Origin of the sequence: Sulfobacillus thermosulfidooxidans DSM 9293 (assembly GCF_900176145.1) — a bacterium.
In the GTDB taxonomy this organism is placed as follows: Bacteria; Bacillota; Sulfobacillia; order Sulfobacillales; family Sulfobacillaceae; genus Sulfobacillus; species Sulfobacillus thermosulfidooxidans.
The window spans coordinates 2,168,104-2,185,510 of sequence record NZ_FWWY01000001.1; the positions used below are offsets into that span (position 1 = coordinate 2,168,104).

Genomic DNA, 17,407 nt, shown 5'->3' on the forward strand with positions numbered 1-17,407 from the left:
ATTATATCAAACAGGGTTTGAAAAGGGGCTGCTATAGGGGAGGAAGTCCGGGAGTTTTCAGCTCCGGATCATTCTCGTGAATTTGAATGATCTCCCTTCCGCAAAGTGTTTGACATCGATATAAGCTGATTTCGAGGTGTTTGTGTACCCCAAGTTAATCAGGCTGCTTTAAGGTTTCGAGACGATTAATCACTTCACGGGTAATACGACTCGGCGTCGACGAACCGGCCGTGACACCGACCGTCTTCACACCCTCAAACCAATTGGGGTCTAAATCTTCAACACTTTCGACACGGACAGAAGGTTTGTGAGCAATTTTTTCCACAACCTCAACCAGGCGATTGGAATTATTGCTGCGCCGGTCTCCAACGACAACAACCATATCCACGTCTTTTGCCGCTTTAACCGCGGCTTCTTGTCGTAATTGGGTCGCTAAACATATTTCATTGTGCACTTCCGCATGCGGGTATCTGGCGAGCAAGGCTTCGATAATCGCTTGGGTATCCCATTGGCTTAATGTCGTCTGCGTGACAATGGCTAATGGCGTAGCTGGGTCAAAGGGCACGCTGTCTACATCTTGAACATTCGTTACCAAAAAGACGCGGTCCGGTGGCGCTTCTCCCATAGCTCCTTCAGGTTCTGGATGGCCTTTCGTTCCGATATAGATAATCGAATAGCCATGTTGGATTTTCTCCTGAATTAATGTATGAGTTTTGGTCACATCAGGGCAGGTTGCATCAAAGAACGTCAAATGCCGTTCTTGAGCTCGTGCTTTTACAGCTGGCGAAATGCCATGGGCCGTAAAAATCACAGTAGCCCCATCGGGGACTTTGTCCAGCAGTTCAAGTCGCGATCCTCCGTCCAAGGTGGTAATACCATATTGTTCGAGTTCCAAAACGGTATGCTGATTGTGAACAATTTGTCCTAAGATATAGATAGGACGGGGTGTTTTAGGATCTTGTGCAATACGCTTAGCCATCGTGATAGCATCGACGACTCCGTAACAATACCCGCGAGGATGAATTTTCACCACGTTCATAAGACCACTTTGGCTCCTTTATCGTCAATACCTCTATTGTACTCTAATTCGACTTATGATTCTGCCATGGGCGTCATTAAACGATATCCTCCGAGGCCCAAGATGATTGACAACCAGTCTAATGCGCTCAATGTAAATTCAGGACGGGGAGCGGTCAATTGGGCGGCAACAAGCGCAATTGCGGTCAAAAGAGCAAAAAGGCCGGCAACTTGCCCGCGCGTATGGGAAAAACGCCGGGCAAAGAGAGTAACGGTCACCGTAATCATACTCATGAGCAAAAAGAAGAAGAAAAAGGTTGCAAAGCGGTCTAAATGCTGTTTGTGAATACTGAACAGGGGCATCTGGCTCGGTAACCCAATCCAATTAAATCCAAGACTCCATAGAGTCAAGGCTGGGGCTAGGGCCAGAGCCAGCGCATCCAGATCGTGGCGGTTCCATTCTGAGAGATGGCGGGTGATTACGATAACGGCTCCAATGACGGCTCCAATCCCTAGTCCCCATAATCCTAAGGAACTTTCCGGGGTAAAAATTAAATGAGCTGGATCCTCGAGGTAGTAATGGAGATCGGTGACAATATAGATGCCTTTATCACCCAAAATGGCGCCGACGATTATGGCCCAAAAAATGTCCTGAACACGCTCCGGGGCGTGATGCCGGGATAGCAATAACGAGGCAAGCGCGATGCCAAGAACCATAAGGACATTGAATAATGGCAAGGGACCAATAAATATTTGTGCAGGTATATACATCGTTATCGCTCCTGACTCGTATCGGCCAATCTCAGGTTTTGCCTCATGAGATGCGGCGTCATCGGTCCAATCACCTTGCTGACAATGATACCGTTTTGATTGACAAAATAGGACGTCGGCAACGTTGTAATAAAGAAGCTATTAAACACATGGCCCGATGGGTCATAAAAGCTATGATGAGGAGTGATCCCGTAATGCTGAAGAAATACGGCGGTGCTGGCTGGGTTGCCCTGGCTAATCAGGATTAACTGATTGGGCACGGTCACGACCTGATGTAAATCAGGAAGTTCCATTTTGCAAGCAGGGCACCATGTGGCAAAGAAATTAATCAAGGCGGGATGGTGATGTAAAATCTGTCCCAGTGTTTTTGTCTGCCCACTCCCACTCACTACGAGAATATGATTGACCGATTGTCCAACCTGCGCATTAAAGCCACCGCTCCTTGCGGGCCGAATAATGATGGTAAGAGCTAACAAGATCACCAATACACTGCTTAAAATATTACGCCAGGTATTCATGGTCATGGTCCTTATGCCACAATGTTGGGAATGCGGTCATACCATCCGGTGAGCAGCATAATCCCTAAGATGACTAACATGGCGCCTGAAACGCGTTCAATCCACGGAAGATAACGACCCATCTGACGCGTCCATTGAGCGGCTTGCCCGAGAAAAAACGCCAGCGCTAAAAACGGGACGGCTAATCCTAAGGCATAGCTGGCTAACATTATGCCCCCTGTAGCCAGCGTGGATGAACGGGCCGCCAACAATAAAATGCTGGTCAAAATGGGTCCAACGCATGGAGTCCATCCCGCGGCAAAAACAATCCCCAATAATACCGCCGACAACCCTTGGGCTCTTGGTGTCACGGATAAATGAATATCCCGCTTGATGAGACCAATTTGAATGAAGCCAAGGATTTCGAGACCAAAAATAATGGTAATGAGTCCTCCAAGCTGGGCAATAACATGACGATGAAACTGGACAAATTGCCCAAGACTGCTTGCGCCGAGACCAGCCAAGACCAATACCGTCGAAAAACCGAGCACGAATAGGAAGGCATTTTGCATGACTCGTCGCCGCACCTGGTGATTTTGGATGGCATCGGCCGTCAATGCCGTTCCCGCCATAGTGGTGAGATATGACGGGATTAAAGGCAGCACACAAGGAGAGAGGACTGAGGCGAGCCCTCCAATGAATGCGACCCCTAATGAAACCAATGAGATGTCCAATTCTCACGTGCCCCCTTTTGATGGCGGAAATTATATCACGTCAGCACTCCTGTGTCATGTGAGCAGGAATCTGACGATTTATGTCGTATGTTAATATGTTGGGAGGCTATTATGATACGGTTGGAAAATGTCAGTAAACGATATGCGAACGGGCATTATGGCGTCATCGATGTGAATCTCGAAATTCGGCGTGGTGAATTCCTCTTCCTCGTCGGACCCTCGGGTGCCGGGAAATCCTCGCTCATCCGTCTTTTATACCGGGAGGAAGTGCCGACTTCGGGGGAGATTTATCTCGATGAGTTTCGCCTTTCACAGTTGAGACGGGGCCAAGTATCGCGATTACGGCGCCAGCTCGGGGTGGTCTTTCAAGATGTGAAATTGTTGACGAATCGCACGGTGTATCAAAATGTTGCGTTTGCTATGGAAGTTGTGGGAGCCTCAAGCCGCGATATTCATAAGCGGGTCCCGCAAGTGTTGGAACTGGTCGGGCTATCTCGGCGACGCAATAATTATCCTCATCAGCTGTCTGGGGGAGAACAACAGCGTGTTGGCATCGCGAGAGCTTTAGTCAATAATCCTGTCTATATTATTGCCGACGAACCGACGGGTAATTTGGATCCGGAAACCTCATTTGAAATCATTAAATTGCTGAACGAAATCAACCGGCGGGGAGCGACAGTCATTATGGCTACCCATGCTAAAGATATTGTGAACCAGATGCATAAGCGCGTGGTCGCCGTAGAAAATGGTCGAATTGTGCGTGATGAAGCGAGAGGAGCTTATGGTTATGAGCCTTAGCAGCGTATGGTACATTACCAAAGAAACAGGGCGTAATCTCATCCATAATGCGTGGATGACCTTGGCTTCGGTTTCGACAGTGGCCATTTCCATGTTTGTGCTCTCGTTTTTTCTTGTTTTAACCGTGAATATGAACCATGTCACGAGCGTGTTACAAAGCCAGGTGGAAATGCGGGTCTTTATCAAAGCCCACGTGCCCCGTGCTCAAGAAATGGCATTACTGGCGCACGCCGAACATTGGCCAGGCGTAAGAAAAATCCAGTTTTTTACCAAACAACAAGCGGCAGCCCAGCTCAAAAAAGAATTTCCCAACCAGCAAGATTTGCTTACTTTGATATCCAAATCCAACCCTTTATTTGATGGGTATAATGTGTATACGGAAAATCCTCAGCAAATTCCCGGGCTCGCTAAACGCTTTGACCATGAAAAAATTGTGCATAATGTAGTTTATGAGGGGCAAGTTGTTAACCGCTTATCCCGCCTTTCGGTTGTTTTAAAGTGGGTGGGCTGGGGCATTGAATTTTTATTAGGTTTGGCAACGCTCTTCATTATCGTCAATACGATTCGTTTGGCCGTCTTTGCCCGTAGACGGGAAGTGGCGGTCATGAAATTGGTGGGGGCAACCGATTGGTTTATTCGCTGGCCATTTGTGTTAGAGGGATTAGCCCTCGGCCTCGTTGGGGCGGTGGTGGCGGATATTGTTGTCGCCCAAGGTTATCACTGGCTTCTTGTTGAGGCGAGTAACGCGTTGCCATTTTGGCCCATGGCACCGTTTCAGCAAGTGATGCATAAGACGGTAGACTTTACCTTGATTGGAGGGCTTTTGGTCGGCGGGTTGGCGAGCCTAGTGGCGCTTAGACGGTTCTTGCGCGTCTGAGTTTTGATAACGCGTGGTATAATGGCAGGGAGAAACTAAGGGAGGAACCCGATGCGTTTTCCCAAATGGGGTCTTTGGCTGAGCGCGACACTCGTGTTAATGGCGGGATCCTCAGTCGGAACTTGGTATTGGTTAACCCAAGTCGAACCAGGCGTCCGTATTCCTGCCAGCATGCGGAACAACAAGGAATTCGCGCAATTTGTCCAAACGTACCAATTAATTCGGAGTAAAACCATTTGGTCAAATAGTCCCCATCAATTATTAGTCGGTGCAATTAATGGGATGGTGGGGACTTTACATGATCAATTCTCGAATTATTTGTCGCCCTCTAGCACGAAGAATTTTAATGCATTGCTTAATCCAACATTCACCGGGATCGGAATCGAGGTCGAACCCGAGGCCCATGACTTGCGTATTATGCAAGTCTTTTCGCATTCGCCAGCGGCGTTAGCGGGCCTCAAACCGGGCGAACTGATTGTGGATGTCAACCATACTTCAGTGGCCAGCATGAATCCCATCCAAGCCCTAAGCCGGATTCGAGGACCGGTGAATACGTATGTGACTTTAACGGTAGAAGATCACAATCAACTTCAAACACACCGGATTGAACGGGAGAAAATCGCGTTACCCACGGTGTTTAGTCAAATGATGCCACACCATATTGCCTATATGAACATCACAGAATTCGGCAATAACACGGGGCAAGAGGCTACTCAACAGTGGCACCAGTTACTCCGCCAAGGTGCGCGGGGATTACTATTGGATTTGCGCAATAACCCAGGAGGCGAAGTGTCTCAAGCCTTGCAAGTGGCCAATCTGTTTGTTCCCAAAGGTCCTGTGGTGACTTTAAAATTTAAAAATCCAGAACAGGACCAAACTCTCAATTCGGACGGGCCGGGGACATCTGTTCCCATCGTGGTACTGGTCAACGGGCAGACTGCATCCGCCGCAGAAATATTGTCGGCAGCTATTCAAGAGCGGCAGGGTGGTCTTTTAGTCGGAACGAGAACATATGGCAAGGGCATTGTGCAACAGGTCTTATCCTTGCCCGGACATGCCGCGTTAAAACTGACGGTGGCGCGCTATTACACACCCAATGGTCAGTACATTGAGCATGTGGGGCTCGCCCCGAATGTCTATGATCCTGAACCCATTGATGTGGTGCCATCTAATAATCCCAACCAGGATCCCCAATTGCAAAAAGCCATCACGGTTCTCCTTCAGCATATGGCACATCGGTAAGTGTTTGAGAAAGGATAAAGGATGGGCGTATTTCAATTAGTCAGTCCCTATGAACCTCAGGGTGACCAACCCAAAGCCATTGATGCCTTGGTGCGCGGCATTCAACAGAATTTCAGTCAGCAAGTTCTATTGGGTGTTACGGGTTCAGGCAAGACTTTTACCATGGCGAATATCATCGCGCGTGTGAATCGGCCGACGTTGGTCATGGCGCCAAACAAAACCTTAGCCGCACAATTAGCGGGAGAGCTCAAAGCCTTCTTTCCCCACAACGCGGTCGAGTATTTTATTAGTTATTATGACTATTACCAGCCGGAAGCCTACGTGCCTCAAACCGATCTGTATATTGAAAAAGATTCGCAGATTAATGACGAAATCGATAAACTGAGACACTCGGCGACCTCGGCCTTACTCGAACGGCCTGATGTCATTATTGTGGCGAGCGTGTCTTGTATCTATGGTTTAGGGTCTCCTGAGGATTACCGGGAATTGGTGTTGTCACTGAGGGTCGGCATGGAACGGGAACGCGATAGCATTTTACGCAAGTTAGTGGAAATTCAATATGATCGTAATGATGTCAATTTTGTCCGTGGCAAATTTCGTGTCCGCGGTGATGTCATCGAAATCTTTCCGGCTAACCAAAGCGAGCAAGCGATTCGTGTGGAAATGTTTGGGGACGAAATTGAACGCATTCGCGAATTTGATCCCCTTACGGGAGAAATCATTGGCGACCGGGATCATGTCGCGATTTATCCGGCGTCCCACTATGTTATGGGTCAAGATCGGTTAAGACCGGCCATTTTGAGCATTCAACAGGAATTAGACGAGCGACTTAAAGAATTAAAAGATTTAGGCAAAGATCTTGAGGCGCAGCGGTTGGAACAACGTACGCGCTATGATTTGGAAATGTTGGAAGAAGTCGGCTTTTGTTCAGGGATTGAAAATTATGCGAGGCATTTCACCGGGCGTCCTCCCGGTGCACCGCCGTACACACTCTTAGATTATTTTCCGCATCCCTTTTTAACCATTATTGACGAATCCCATGTCACCGTGCCCCAGATTCGGGGCATGTATGCCGGGGATATTTCGCGAAAAACGACCTTAGTCGAGCATGGATTTCGTTTGCCCTCAGCTTTGGACAATCGCCCGTTGCGTTTTGATGAATTTTTACACAGTATTGATCAAGTGATTTATGTATCAGCCACTCCCGGCCCTTACGAATTACAAGTGGCAGAACAAGTCGTGGAGCAGATTGTCCGGCCGACAGGGCTCGTCGACCCGCCTATTGTGGTAAAGCCCACAACAGGACAAATTGACGATTTGTTGGCGGAAATTCGTCAGCGTGTCTTGAAATCCCAGCGCGTGTTGGTTACGACTCTGACCAAGCGAATGGCGGAAGATTTGACCGAATACCTGCGAGAAAACCAGGTGCGGGTTCGTTATCTCCATTCCGATATTGATGCGCTCGAGCGGATGGCGATTATTCGTGACTTAAGGCTCGGGGAGTTTGATGTATTGGTGGGTATTAACTTGTTGCGGGAAGGACTAGACCTGCCCGAAGTGGGATTAGTGGCCATTTTAGATGCTGACAAAGAAGGCTATTTGCGGTCGGTCACGTCTTTGGTGCAAACGATTGGACGCGCTGCGAGAAACTTGGAAGGGCAAGTGATTATGTATGCAGACAAAATCACCGACTCGATGCGCAAGGCTATTGACGAAACCGACCGACGGCGTGCGATACAAAAAGAATACAACGAGATCCATCACATTACGCCTAAAGGCATTGTGAAAGAAGTGCGGGATGTCATCCAAGCGACAAAGGCTGTGGACGAGACAACCGATAGTGGTAAATCGATTAAAGAGATGACCCTGCGGGAACGGATGGAATTAGCCAGGAAGTTGCGGAAAGAAATGAAAGAAGCTAGCCGCAATTGGGAATTCGAACGAGCGGCTATGTTGCGGGATATGCTCATGGAACTCGAAAATGAGCGGCCAATTAAGGCCGTGTCGGGAGGGAAGAAGAAAGACCATGGCTAAGCATGTGATTGCCATTCACGGAGCACGGCAACACAATTTAAAGAACATTTCCGTGGACATCCCCCGTGACAAATTAGTTGTTATTACGGGCGTTTCGGGATCGGGAAAATCTTCCTTAGCATTTGATACCATCTATGCCGAAGGCCAAAGACGCTATGTGGAGTCCTTGTCGAGTTATGCGCGTCAATTCTTAGGGCAAATGGATAAGCCGGATGTCGATAGTATCGATGGCTTATCCCCTGCCATTTCAATTGACCAGAAAACGACGAGCCACAATCCGAGGAGTACGGTGGGCACGGTCACAGAAATTTATGACTATCTTCGGTTATTGTATGCGCGTGTTGGCACGCCGCACTGTCCGCAATGTGGAGAACGGATTAGCCAACAAACAATTGAACAAATGGTTGACCGTATTGTGGAAAAGCCGGAAGGCACGCGTCTGGAAATTCGTGCGCCGATTATTCGTGGCCGGAAAGGCAGCCACGAAAAAGTTTTTGACCAACTGCGGCAACAAGGATTTACGCGGGCTCGAGTTGATCAGGCTTTAATTGAAATTGAAAATCCTCCGGTCTTAAACAAGAATAAAAAGCATGACATCGCCGCGATTGTGGACCGTATTGTGGTGCGGCCCAACATTCAGCACCGCTTGGCGGAATCGTTGGAACAAGCGCTTGAGATCAGTGGGGGACTAGCAGAAGTGGGCGAACCGGATGGCCCCAGTGAGTTATATTCCCGGGAGTTGGCTTGCCCGCATTGTGGCATTTCCTTAGAGGAACTCACGCCACGGATGTTTTCGTTTAACGCACCCTATGGGTCTTGTCCCGATTGTATGGGCCTTGGATATAAACTGGAACCCGATCCCGAGTTGATAGTGCCGAATCCCGCGTTGTCTATTAATGAAGGGGCCATTGCTCCGTTTTTCCGAGCCCCTACCCGGTTCTATATGGATTTGTTGGCCCGGGTTTTTGAAGATGCGGGGTATTCGTTAGATGTCCCGTTTAAAGATTTGCCGCCAGAGGCTCAGCAGATTGTGTTTTATGGCTATGCGAAGACCTTGCCCTTTCATTATGAAGGCGTCTTTGGCAATCACGTCCATATGACCCGCTATCAAGGAGTTATTCCGATTCTTGCGAAGCGTCATAAAGAATCGAGTAGTGAAAGCGCGCGCCAGGACGTTGAGGAGTATATGAGCTCAAAACCCTGTGCAACCTGCCAGGGAAAACGGCTCAAACCTGAGGTGTTAGCGGTGACGATTGGTGACATGTCGATTGCGGATTTAACTGACTTGTCTGTGCGTAAAGCCCGCGACTTTTTGCGCTCTTTAACCTGGAATGATCGCGAACAAATGATTGCAGGGCCCATTTTGAAAGAAGTCGATGAACGCTTAAGTTTTTTGATTGACGTGGGTCTAGGGTATTTGACCTTATCCCGGGCGGCGGGGACGTTGTCCGGGGGAGAAGCCCAGCGAATCCGCCTGGCTACGCAAATCGGTTCGTCATTAGTTGGCGTCTTATATATTTTGGACGAGCCCTCAATTGGTCTCCATCAACGAGACAACGACCGGCTCATTGCGACATTGAAACGGCTTCGGGATCTGGGGAATACCGTCTTAGTGGTTGAGCATGACGAAGACACCATGTTAGCGGCCGATTATTTAATTGACGTGGGTCCGGGACCAGGAATTTATGGAGGCCAAATTGTGGCGCACGGCACTCCCGAAGAAGTGATGGCCAATCCATCAAGCCTGACGGGACAATACTTATCCGGGCAAAAAGAAATTCCCATGCCCAAGGTTCCCCGCGAACCCCAGGATAGATGGCTGACGATAGTGGGGGCGCGTGAACACAATTTGAAAAACATCACGGTGAAAATTCCCTTGGGACTCATGGTGGTGGTCACTGGCGTATCGGGGTCGGGGAAATCGACGCTCGTCAACGAAATCATTCGCAAGCAACTCGAAGTCACACTCAATAAAGCAAGAAGTCGGCGCGTCGGTGAGCACGACATGATTACGGGATTAGAGTACTTAGATAAAGTGATCGCGATTGATCAAAGTCCTATTGGCCGTACTCCGCGTTCCAATCCGGCCACCTATACTGGGGCTTTTGATTTGATCCGGGAAATTTTTGCGAATACCACGGAGGCGAACATCCGTGGATATAAAGCCGGGCGGTTTTCATTTAACGTCCGTGGAGGACGCTGCGAAGCCTGTAAGGGGGATGGCATTTTGAAGATTGAAATGCATTTTCTCCCCGATATTTATGTGCCCTGTGAAGTTTGCAAAGGTACGCGCTATAATCGCGAGACCTTGGAGGTGCATTACCGTGGCAAGACCATTGCCGATGTGCTCGACATGACCGTCGATGAAGCCTTGGACTTCTTCCAACATCATTCCCGTTTAAAAAGAAAATTAGAGACCCTGCGCGACGTGGGATTAGGTTATGTACGCTTAGGGCAAAGTGCCACCACCTTATCGGGAGGTGAGGCTCAACGGGTCAAACTAGCGACCGAACTTTCCAGGCGTTCGGAAGGTCGCACCCTATACATTTTAGATGAGCCCACAACCGGACTTCATCAAGAAGACATTCGTCATTTACTTGATGTGTTGCAACGTCTCGTTTCACAAGGTGATACCGTCTTAGTCATTGAGCATAATCTAGATGTTATCAAAACCGCGGACTGGATTATTGATTTAGGTCCAGAAGGTGGCGATTTAGGGGGAGAGATTGTGGCCGAGGGACCCGTGAGGGACATTATAGCCTCCGAAAAATCGTATACCGGTCAATTTTTGGCGCGGCATTTACAGCGCCGGCAAATGGTTCAACCTTAAGACCATGGGGAAGATATCGGGCAGGTGCCTTTGAGGGGAGTGGCAAGAAAGGCAGAGGGTATGATGACTTTATCAGAGCACCTAGAAGAAAAACGCCAACTACTTCCGGATAAACCCGGGGTCTATCTGATGAAAGATCACGAAGGGCAAGTCATTTACGTCGGGAAAGCCGTCAATTTAAAACAGCGGGTTCGGAGTTATTTTCAAGAAGCGAGCCGACTATTGCCAAAAGTGGCCGCGATGATGCGCCATGTCGAAGATTTTGAAATTATTACGACCGATACCGAAGTCGAAGCCTTGATCTTGGAAGCCACGCTCATTAAAAAATACCGACCGCACTACAATATCCGGTTAAAAGATGATAAGGCCTATCCATATATCCGCTTAACATGGGAAGAAGATTTTCCCAGACTCATTATTGCCCGCCGTCCTGACAATTCCGGTAGTCGCTATTTTGGACCTTATACCCGGGCCCAAAGTGTGCATGAAACGATTCGTCTCCTGCGCCATATTTTCCCTATTCGGAATTGCACCAACCAGAAATTTAAAAATGCCGCTCGTCCTTGTCTCGAATACCACATTAAACGGTGCCCGGGGCCTTGCCAGGCCTTAATCGACAAAGACAGTTACCGGGACATGATGAAAAATGTAGAGTGGTTTTTAGAAGGCAAGGTCGACGCCGTGGAAAAATCTTTGGTCAAGGAATTAAACCGGGCCGCTGAAGAACTGGAATTTGAAAAAGCGGCGAAATTGCGTGACCAGGTTATGGCCGTTCGAGAAATTACTGCGCAGCAAAAGGTTTCCGCGGAGGCGGGAAGAAATTTAGATGCGATTAGCTGGGCCTTAAGCGACCAAGATGCCTATTTACAGGTATTTATGGTGCGTGATGGCCGTCTCATTGGCCGAGAGTCATTTACTTTAACAGGTGTCGATGGGACCGATGAAAAAGAATTGGCGCATGCCTTTTTAATGCAATATTATGACCGGGCCAGGGACATTCCCCAGGAAATTTTGATTGAACATCTTCCTCCCGATGATCGTCAAATTACGGCATGGCTTCGAGAGAAACGCGGAGGCAAGGTTGACTTGAAAGTCCCGGTCCGGGGAGAAAAACAACGGCTATTAGCGATGGTCCGGCAAAATGCCACAATTGCCCGTGATGAAGCCCTGCGGCGGATGGAAATCAAAGAACGAGACCGCGAACGGGCCTTGTTGGAAATTCAACAAACTCTCGGTCTTCCGGGACTTCCCCGCCGCATGGAGTGTTACGATATTTCTAATACCCAAGGCACCGAATCGGTAGCGTCTATGGTTGTCTTTACCGATGGTAAGCCAGATAAAAGTCAGTACCGGCAATTTAAAATTCAGAGTGTCGAAGGGCCGAATGATTTTCTATCAATGAAAGAAGTCATTACCCGGCGATTTCATCATCAAGCCCAAGATGCCAAACAAATGGGTAAAAGTCACTTTGCCAAAACGCCCGACTTGGTGATTATCGATGGTGGCCGTGGCCAGCTCGGATATGCCTATCAGGCGATGCGCGAGTTAAATGTGGCAGACATTCCCGTCTTTGGTTTAGCCAAGCAACATGAGTGGCTGTTTGAACCCGAACGTGCTGATCCTATTATTCTGGATCGGGATTCGGCTGGTCTCAAACTCTTGATGCATCTCCGGGATGAAGCTCACCGGTTTGCGATCACCTATCACCGTAAACTCCGGACCAAACGTAATCTCGCTTCGATTTTAGATGATATCGAGGGCATTGGCCCAGCCCGCAAGAAAATTCTGCGGCAAACTTACGGCGACTTAGCAGCCATTTCGCAAGCAAGTGTGGATGAATTGGCTGCATTACCTAAAATGACACGGCCTGCAGCGGAAGCCGTCAAACGTTATCTTGATGAACATTTTAAGTCGAATGAAGAGGAAAATGCGGTGCCGGAATAAGGATTCAACGATATTATGGGAAGAGTACACGATGACGGGAAGGTGATGGGCCATGCGGTGGTTAACGGTCTGGATTGCTTCGGCGATTGGACTAGCGGTTATCAGTCATATACACTTAGGCATTATGGCCAAGAGTACCGAGGCTATTTTGGTCGCAGCTTTGGTTTTAGGGTTAGTCAATACGACTATTAAACCCATCGTGAAATTACTGACGTTGCCCATTAACTTGCTTACCTTTGGTCTTTTTGGATGGGTCATCAATGCGTTAATGCTGTGGTTGGTATCGGCCATTGTCCCGGGTTTTATTGTGCATGGATTTGGCGCGGCCTTTTGGGGCGCATTAATTTTGTCAATTGTATCGGGGGTTGTAGGTTGGATAATCAGATACGCATAAAGTTGCTTGTCTTAGATTTAGACGGGACTGTGCTGCGCTCAGATGGATCGCTATCAGGGGAATTGGTGAAAGCAGTGAATCAAGTGAAGACCCACGGTATTACGGTCATTTTAGCTACAGGCCGCATGGTGCGTTCGGCAGAACCCTATTGGCTGCAGTTACAATTAGGCACGGGACCGTTAATTGCGTATAACGGGAGTATGGTTGTGGAAATGCCGCAGCAAGTCCCGTGGTTCAGCTGGCACCTGACAGAAGATGTGGCGCGTTTTGTCATAGAAGAGGCCTTAGATGCCGACATACTCACTCAGGTCTATGTCAGCAATGAGTTATGGCTTTCCAAAGAAGATGAAAGGGCTCAACACTACATTGAAGTGAATCATATTCCCGGCGATGTGAAGTCTCGCGAAGGACTGCTTAGCTGGCCCTCACCACCCATAAAAATCTTGTTGCAAGATGATCCGGATAAACTGGATCAATTTCGTCTCCGCATTTCTCCAGAAGTCTTGGGATTACAGGGAAGAATTTTCAAATCCCAAGCCGATTACTTAGAAATTGTTCCGGCAGGGGTGGGCAAAGGACCGGCTTTAGCAAAGGTCGCTGAACGCTTGCATCTTTCCCCACAGCAGATCATGGCGATCGGTGATGCTGAAAATGATGTTGACATGTTGAAGTGGGTGGGAATGGGCGTAGCAATGGGCCAGGCACCTGAACTGGTGAAGCATGCCGCCGATGTTGTGACCAAGAGCGTTGACCAGGATGGGGCCGCCTACGCCATTTACCGGTGGTTATTAGATCCGATGCAAGGTTTTCACGAAATGCAGTACTGAGATGAGGACTTGCTGTCCCCATGGCAGTCGCCAAATGAGATAGAGCGTGGTTGAGGTCAATGTAATGGAAAAAGCCCAGGCAAATTCTCGTTCCATTCGACGCTGTTGAGCCATGCGTTTAAGATCCGCCCGCGAAACGGGATCAGTTGTGAAGGGCGGTTCGGATTTGTTATGACGGGCACGCCTGGATAATTCAGATGTCGCCATAATAGACCTCCCGATAGAAACTCTTTGGGGTATTATTCGACAAGAAGTGAATTTTTCCTGTTAACGTCGTGACGAAATTACAAGTTTGTCGGCTGAAGCCACCGACTTGTGGCGAAATTCATGTGAGGCCAAATCGGAGTGAAACGGATGGAACACGTACGTTTAGTGATTATCACCGGTCTATCTGGTGCTGGGCGTAGCGAAGCGATGCGCGTTTTCGAAGACTTAGGATATTTTTGTGTCGATAATTTGCCTCCCAACTTGATTAGCAAATTTGCGGAACTCCTGCAGAAAAGTCCCGAAGTTCAAGGAGCCGCTTTGGTCATGGATATCCGGGGCGGGGTATTTTTCTCCGAGCTTCAAGGGTCTCTGAATGAACTGGATGCCAGCCAATTACCCTACCAGATTCTTTATTTAGAAGCGGATGAAGAAACGTTAATTCGACGTTACAAAATGTCTAGACGTCGGCATCCTTTGGAGACGCAGGGACGGTTGGTGGATGCTTTGCGTAAAGAGAAGGAGGCGTTGCGGGAACTCCGTGGTAAAGCCGACGTGATCATTGATACCTCGGGCTTGACGGCTCTCCAACTGAGGCAGCGTATCTCCGATGTGTTTCGTCTTGATGGAACCCAGTCTTTATTTCAAGTACGGTTGGTGTCTTTTGGGTTTAAACATGGGTTACCGAAAGATGCCGATTTAGTGTTTGATGTCCGTTACTTACCTAACCCCTATTATGTGGAGGAATTACGCAGCAAGACTGGTAATGATGAAGAAGTCGATCAATATGTGATGCGTTTTCCCCAAGCCAAAGAAACCCTCGACAAACTGGCCAATCTGCTCGCCTTTTTGATTCCTCAGTTTCAGCAAGAAGGCAAGCCGCAAGTCACAATCGGCATTGGCTGTACAGGGGGCCAGCACCGGTCAGTGGTCTTTGCCAACCGGCTGAAAGACTTATTAACGCAGGCCGGGCATCAAGCCCTTGTCGAACATCGTGATTTGGACTTGCGGGAGGAGTAATATGTGGCGGTTGTTGGTTCCGGGATTAAAGCTTAAACGTTTTTTGGCTTTAATTGCTTTGGGATTTATGGCACTGGGCGTGGCGATGGGATTATCAGCCTGGATAGAGCCCTACCTATTTCCTTTTTGGCGCCGGCCGGTATTAGAAATGATTTTGTTTGTTGTGGGCACTGTGTTGGTGGTGGGAGGATTTTGGGGATTATGGCGCTCCATTAATGAGGTCCTGGGATCCGACAAATGGGCAGGATTATTATATTCGCGCCGGCAATTGGCCAGGGGCCCACACATTGCCGCCTTAGGAGGCGGAACCGGAATGCCGTCAGTTCTGCGGGGTCTCAAACACTACACGTCAAATTTGACGGCGATTGTGACCGTAGCCGACGATGGCGGGAGCTCGGGGCGGTTACGCGGCGATTTGGGCATGTTGCCACCAGGAGACATTCGTAATTGTATGGTTGCTTTAGCGGACACCGAACCCTTAATGGAGCAGCTTTTTCAACACCGGTTTCAAGCGGGAGAATTAAAAGGCCACAGTTTTGGTAACTTATTTTTAGCGGCAATGGAACAAGCCTCAGGGGATTTTGTCACCGCTTTACGTGAATCCAGTCGGGTGTTGGCTGTTCGTGGAACGGTTCTGCCAGCAACCTTGGAGCATGTCACGCTTCATGCAACGCTTGTGACCGGCGCGCATGTGGAAGGAGAAAGTGCTATTGGCCACAGTACTGACCGAATAGAGCGGATTTGGATGGATCCGCCCGATGCCACTCCTCTTCGGGAAGCTGTAGAAGCCATTGTTGCGGCCGATATGGTAGTTTTGGGCCCTGGCAGTCTTTATACTTCCATTTTGCCTAATCTCTTAATTCCCGCGATTGCTGATGCCATCCGGCAATCAAAAGGCATTCGGGTCTATGTCGCCAATATCATGACCCAACCTGGAGAAACGGCGAACTTTTCTGTCCGGGATCATTTAAAAGCTATCGAAGATCATGTCGGTCCTGGATTAATTGATGTGGTGTTGGTGAACAACGAAAAGGTTCCCGAACGGCTATTGCAAAAATACCGGAGGGAAGGGGCTGATCAGGTGGCGTTTCAAGGGGAAGAATCCCTGGTCACGGGACAACCCGTCGTCATCTATGATAATCTACTTTTAGCCGATGGGGTCGTCCGTCATGATCCCGATAAGCTGGCGCCGGCACTTTTGCGGGTGCTCCTCAAATTTCGCCCGAAGTGGGCTGAAGGGCGTTTGATCGACGCCTTATGGTTGGAAAATCGTTTACGGGAGCGACATCAACCACGATGGGATGGTCATATGCCAGGCAAATCAAAGCGGAACTAGCCCGGCTTCCTCAAGAAAAACGTCGGGTTTGCTTATGGGCAGAATTGCTGGGAATGGGTTCATATCTTGGCATGGAATCACTATCATCCGGGTTGGATGTCGGCAATGCCCTGGTGGCACGGCGCGCATACCATATCATGAAATGGTTAGGCCTATCGCCGCATATTACGGTAAAACGCTCTAGACGCCGGTTAGTCTTTCACGTGTCATACACGGAGTCGACCGCTAACACCAGCGAAAATCCCATTACTGGTTGTCCGAAAGCCTATTTACGCGGTCTTTTTTTGGCTCGCGGCTATTTGGCCGAGCCCGAACGTGCGATTCATTTGGAAATCTGGATGAATGACCCTGAGCAATTTAATCTGGCCGAACGCATCTTGCTGCCTCTTAAGATTCGGCCCAAAAGTTCCAGACGACGGGGACGCGTTATTCTTTATCTGAAAGATGGCGAGCAAGTCGGGCGTTTCTTAACCCACATTGGTGCGCATCAAGCCGTTCTGGCACTAGAAAGTGCTCAAGTCATGAAAACCATGAAAAACCAGGTGAACCGCTTGGTCAATTCGGAAACCGCCAATTTGCGGCGAGCCGTTGAATCGGGACTAGAACAGGCTCGAATCCTTAAGATCCTTCTGAATAGTCCTCATGAAGACATCCCTCCAGCACTGAGGGAACTGGCCCTATTGCGGATTGCTCATCCGGATTGGTCCCTAAAAGAATTGGGATTGGCTCTTCATCCGCCGCTTAGTAAATCGGCCGTTAATCACCGTATGCGGCGTCTGTTGCGCGGCTATGAAATGAAAACAACCAGTTAAGTCTAGCCATTTTTTCATCATTTTTGTCAAAAAGCTACCGTTCTGTCTGTTGTTTTGGCATAATGGTGAA

The 17,407-nt window shown here is 48.8% G+C and carries 16 protein-coding genes; 11 read left to right on the forward strand and 5 right to left on the reverse strand.

The window, feature by feature from the left end; genetic code table 11:
- Positions 1-154: 154 nt before the first annotated feature.
- From B8987_RS10895 to B8987_RS10910, 4 genes are read right to left on the reverse strand one after another with little or no spacing between them, the layout of a single operon-like run.
- Positions 155-1,039, reverse strand: coding sequence for a 4-hydroxy-3-methylbut-2-enyl diphosphate reductase (locus B8987_RS10895; protein WP_020374029.1), 885 nt, complete (start codon positions 1,037-1,039; stop codon positions 155-157).
- Between the two features lie 53 nt (positions 1,040-1,092).
- Positions 1,093-1,788: a prolipoprotein diacylglyceryl transferase family protein gene (locus tag B8987_RS10900; RefSeq protein ID WP_084661537.1), complete on the reverse strand. Its 696-nt coding sequence runs from the start codon at positions 1,786-1,788 to the stop codon at positions 1,093-1,095.
- Between the two features lie 2 nt (positions 1,789-1,790).
- Positions 1,791-2,306, reverse strand: a complete 516-nt coding sequence (locus tag B8987_RS10905) for a TlpA family protein disulfide reductase (protein ID WP_084661538.1) — start codon at positions 2,304-2,306, stop codon at positions 1,791-1,793.
- 11 nt (positions 2,307-2,317) lie between these two features.
- The gene (locus B8987_RS10910; protein ID WP_028963522.1) at positions 2,318-3,019 is read right to left on the reverse strand and encodes a cytochrome c biogenesis CcdA family protein; all 702 of its coding nucleotides are present in this window, start codon (positions 3,017-3,019) and stop codon (positions 2,318-2,320) included.
- 111 nt (positions 3,020-3,130) lie between these two features.
- Here B8987_RS10910 and ftsE point away from each other — a divergent pair, with 111 nt between their 5' ends.
- Genes ftsE through B8987_RS10950 form a run of 8 tightly spaced genes read left to right on the forward strand, consistent with a single transcriptional unit; the run spans position 3,131 to position 13,965 of the window.
- Positions 3,131-3,817, forward strand: a complete 687-nt coding sequence (gene ftsE, locus B8987_RS10915; RefSeq protein WP_020374025.1) for a cell division ATP-binding protein FtsE — start codon at positions 3,131-3,133, stop codon at positions 3,815-3,817.
- Complete coding sequence (gene ftsX / locus B8987_RS10920) at positions 3,807-4,694, forward strand: permease-like cell division protein FtsX (RefSeq protein WP_020374024.1); 888 nt, start codon at positions 3,807-3,809, stop codon at positions 4,692-4,694. Before ftsE ends, ftsX begins: the two co-directional genes overlap by 11 nt.
- Positions 4,695-4,745: 51 nt before the next feature.
- Positions 4,746-5,936: a S41 family peptidase gene (locus tag B8987_RS10925; RefSeq protein ID WP_084661539.1), complete on the forward strand. Its 1,191-nt coding sequence runs from the start codon at positions 4,746-4,748 to the stop codon at positions 5,934-5,936.
- Positions 5,937-5,957: 21 nt separating this feature from the next.
- Positions 5,958-7,970 carry an excinuclease ABC subunit UvrB gene (uvrB, locus tag B8987_RS10930; protein ID WP_037914127.1) on the forward strand — a complete coding sequence of 671 codons (2,013 nt, stop codon included), beginning with the start codon at positions 5,958-5,960 and terminating at the stop codon, positions 7,968-7,970.
- A complete protein-coding gene (uvrA, locus tag B8987_RS10935) occupies positions 7,963-10,800 on the forward strand; it encodes an excinuclease ABC subunit UvrA (RefSeq protein ID WP_020374021.1) in 2,838 nt (945 codons plus the stop codon). The genes uvrB and uvrA overlap by 8 nt, the downstream gene beginning before the upstream one ends.
- A 60-nt stretch (positions 10,801-10,860) precedes the next feature.
- Positions 10,861-12,744, forward strand: coding sequence for an excinuclease ABC subunit UvrC (gene uvrC, locus B8987_RS10940; protein ID WP_139793530.1), 1,884 nt, complete (start codon positions 10,861-10,863; stop codon positions 12,742-12,744).
- A 52-nt stretch (positions 12,745-12,796) separates the two neighbouring features.
- Positions 12,797-13,138, forward strand: a complete 342-nt coding sequence (locus tag B8987_RS10945; protein ID WP_020374019.1) for a phage holin family protein — start codon at positions 12,797-12,799, stop codon at positions 13,136-13,138.
- Positions 13,117-13,965 carry a Cof-type HAD-IIB family hydrolase gene (locus B8987_RS10950; RefSeq protein ID WP_084661540.1) on the forward strand — a complete coding sequence of 283 codons (849 nt, stop codon included), beginning with the start codon at positions 13,117-13,119 and terminating at the stop codon, positions 13,963-13,965. The genes B8987_RS10945 and B8987_RS10950 overlap by 22 nt, the downstream gene beginning before the upstream one ends.
- Here B8987_RS10950 and B8987_RS10955 read toward each other — a convergent pair.
- Entirely contained in the window at positions 13,927-14,172 is a 246-nt protein-coding gene (locus B8987_RS10955) for a hypothetical protein (RefSeq protein WP_026040563.1), read from the reverse strand. The two genes, B8987_RS10950 and B8987_RS10955, sit on opposite strands and share 39 nt — an antisense overlap.
- A 147-nt stretch (positions 14,173-14,319) precedes the next feature.
- Between B8987_RS10955 and rapZ the strand changes: the two genes are divergently transcribed.
- From rapZ to whiA, 3 genes are read left to right on the forward strand one after another with little or no spacing between them, the layout of a single operon-like run.
- A complete protein-coding gene (gene rapZ / locus B8987_RS10960; protein WP_020374017.1) occupies positions 14,320-15,189 on the forward strand; it encodes an RNase adapter RapZ in 870 nt (289 codons plus the stop codon).
- Between the two features lies 1 nt (position 15,190).
- On the forward strand, positions 15,191-16,525 hold the full coding sequence (locus B8987_RS10965; protein ID WP_020374016.1) for a gluconeogenesis factor YvcK family protein: 1,335 nt from the start codon (positions 15,191-15,193) through the stop codon (positions 16,523-16,525).
- Positions 16,486-17,337 (forward strand): DNA-binding protein WhiA, encoded by an 852-nt coding sequence (gene whiA, locus B8987_RS10970; protein WP_020374015.1) that lies wholly within the window; start codon positions 16,486-16,488, stop codon positions 17,335-17,337. Before B8987_RS10965 ends, whiA begins: the two co-directional genes overlap by 40 nt.
- Positions 17,338-17,407: the final 70 nt, after the last annotated feature.

Bases quoted from the DNA above. Each gene is read 5' to 3' on its own strand.
- uvrB (WP_037914127.1), top strand. From the start codon at position 5,958: ATGGGCGTATTTCAATTAGTCAGTCCCTATGAACCTCAGGGTGACCAA.
- B8987_RS10900 (WP_084661537.1), bottom strand. From the start codon at position 1,788: ATGTATATACCTGCACAAATATTTATTGGTCCCTTGCCATTATTCAAT.
- B8987_RS10945 (WP_020374019.1), top strand. From the start codon at position 12,797: ATGCGGTGGTTAACGGTCTGGATTGCTTCGGCGATTGGACTAGCGGTT.
- whiA (WP_020374015.1), top strand. From the start codon at position 16,486: ATGGGATGGTCATATGCCAGGCAAATCAAAGCGGAACTAGCCCGGCTT.
- uvrC (WP_139793530.1), top strand. From the start codon at position 10,861: ATGATGACTTTATCAGAGCACCTAGAAGAAAAACGCCAACTACTTCCG.
- uvrA (WP_020374021.1), top strand. From the start codon at position 7,963: ATGGCTAAGCATGTGATTGCCATTCACGGAGCACGGCAACACAATTTA.
- ftsE (WP_020374025.1), top strand. From the start codon at position 3,131: ATGATACGGTTGGAAAATGTCAGTAAACGATATGCGAACGGGCATTAT.
- ftsX (WP_020374024.1), top strand. From the start codon at position 3,807: ATGAGCCTTAGCAGCGTATGGTACATTACCAAAGAAACAGGGCGTAAT.
- rapZ (WP_020374017.1), top strand. From the start codon at position 14,320: ATGGAACACGTACGTTTAGTGATTATCACCGGTCTATCTGGTGCTGGG.
- B8987_RS10895 (WP_020374029.1), bottom strand. From the start codon at position 1,039: ATGAACGTGGTGAAAATTCATCCTCGCGGGTATTGTTACGGAGTCGTC.
- B8987_RS10955 (WP_026040563.1), bottom strand. From the start codon at position 14,172: ATGGCGACATCTGAATTATCCAGGCGTGCCCGTCATAACAAATCCGAA.
- B8987_RS10925 (WP_084661539.1), top strand. From the start codon at position 4,746: ATGCGTTTTCCCAAATGGGGTCTTTGGCTGAGCGCGACACTCGTGTTA.
- B8987_RS10905 (WP_084661538.1), bottom strand. From the start codon at position 2,306: ATGAATACCTGGCGTAATATTTTAAGCAGTGTATTGGTGATCTTGTTA.
- B8987_RS10965 (WP_020374016.1), top strand. From the start codon at position 15,191: ATGTGGCGGTTGTTGGTTCCGGGATTAAAGCTTAAACGTTTTTTGGCT.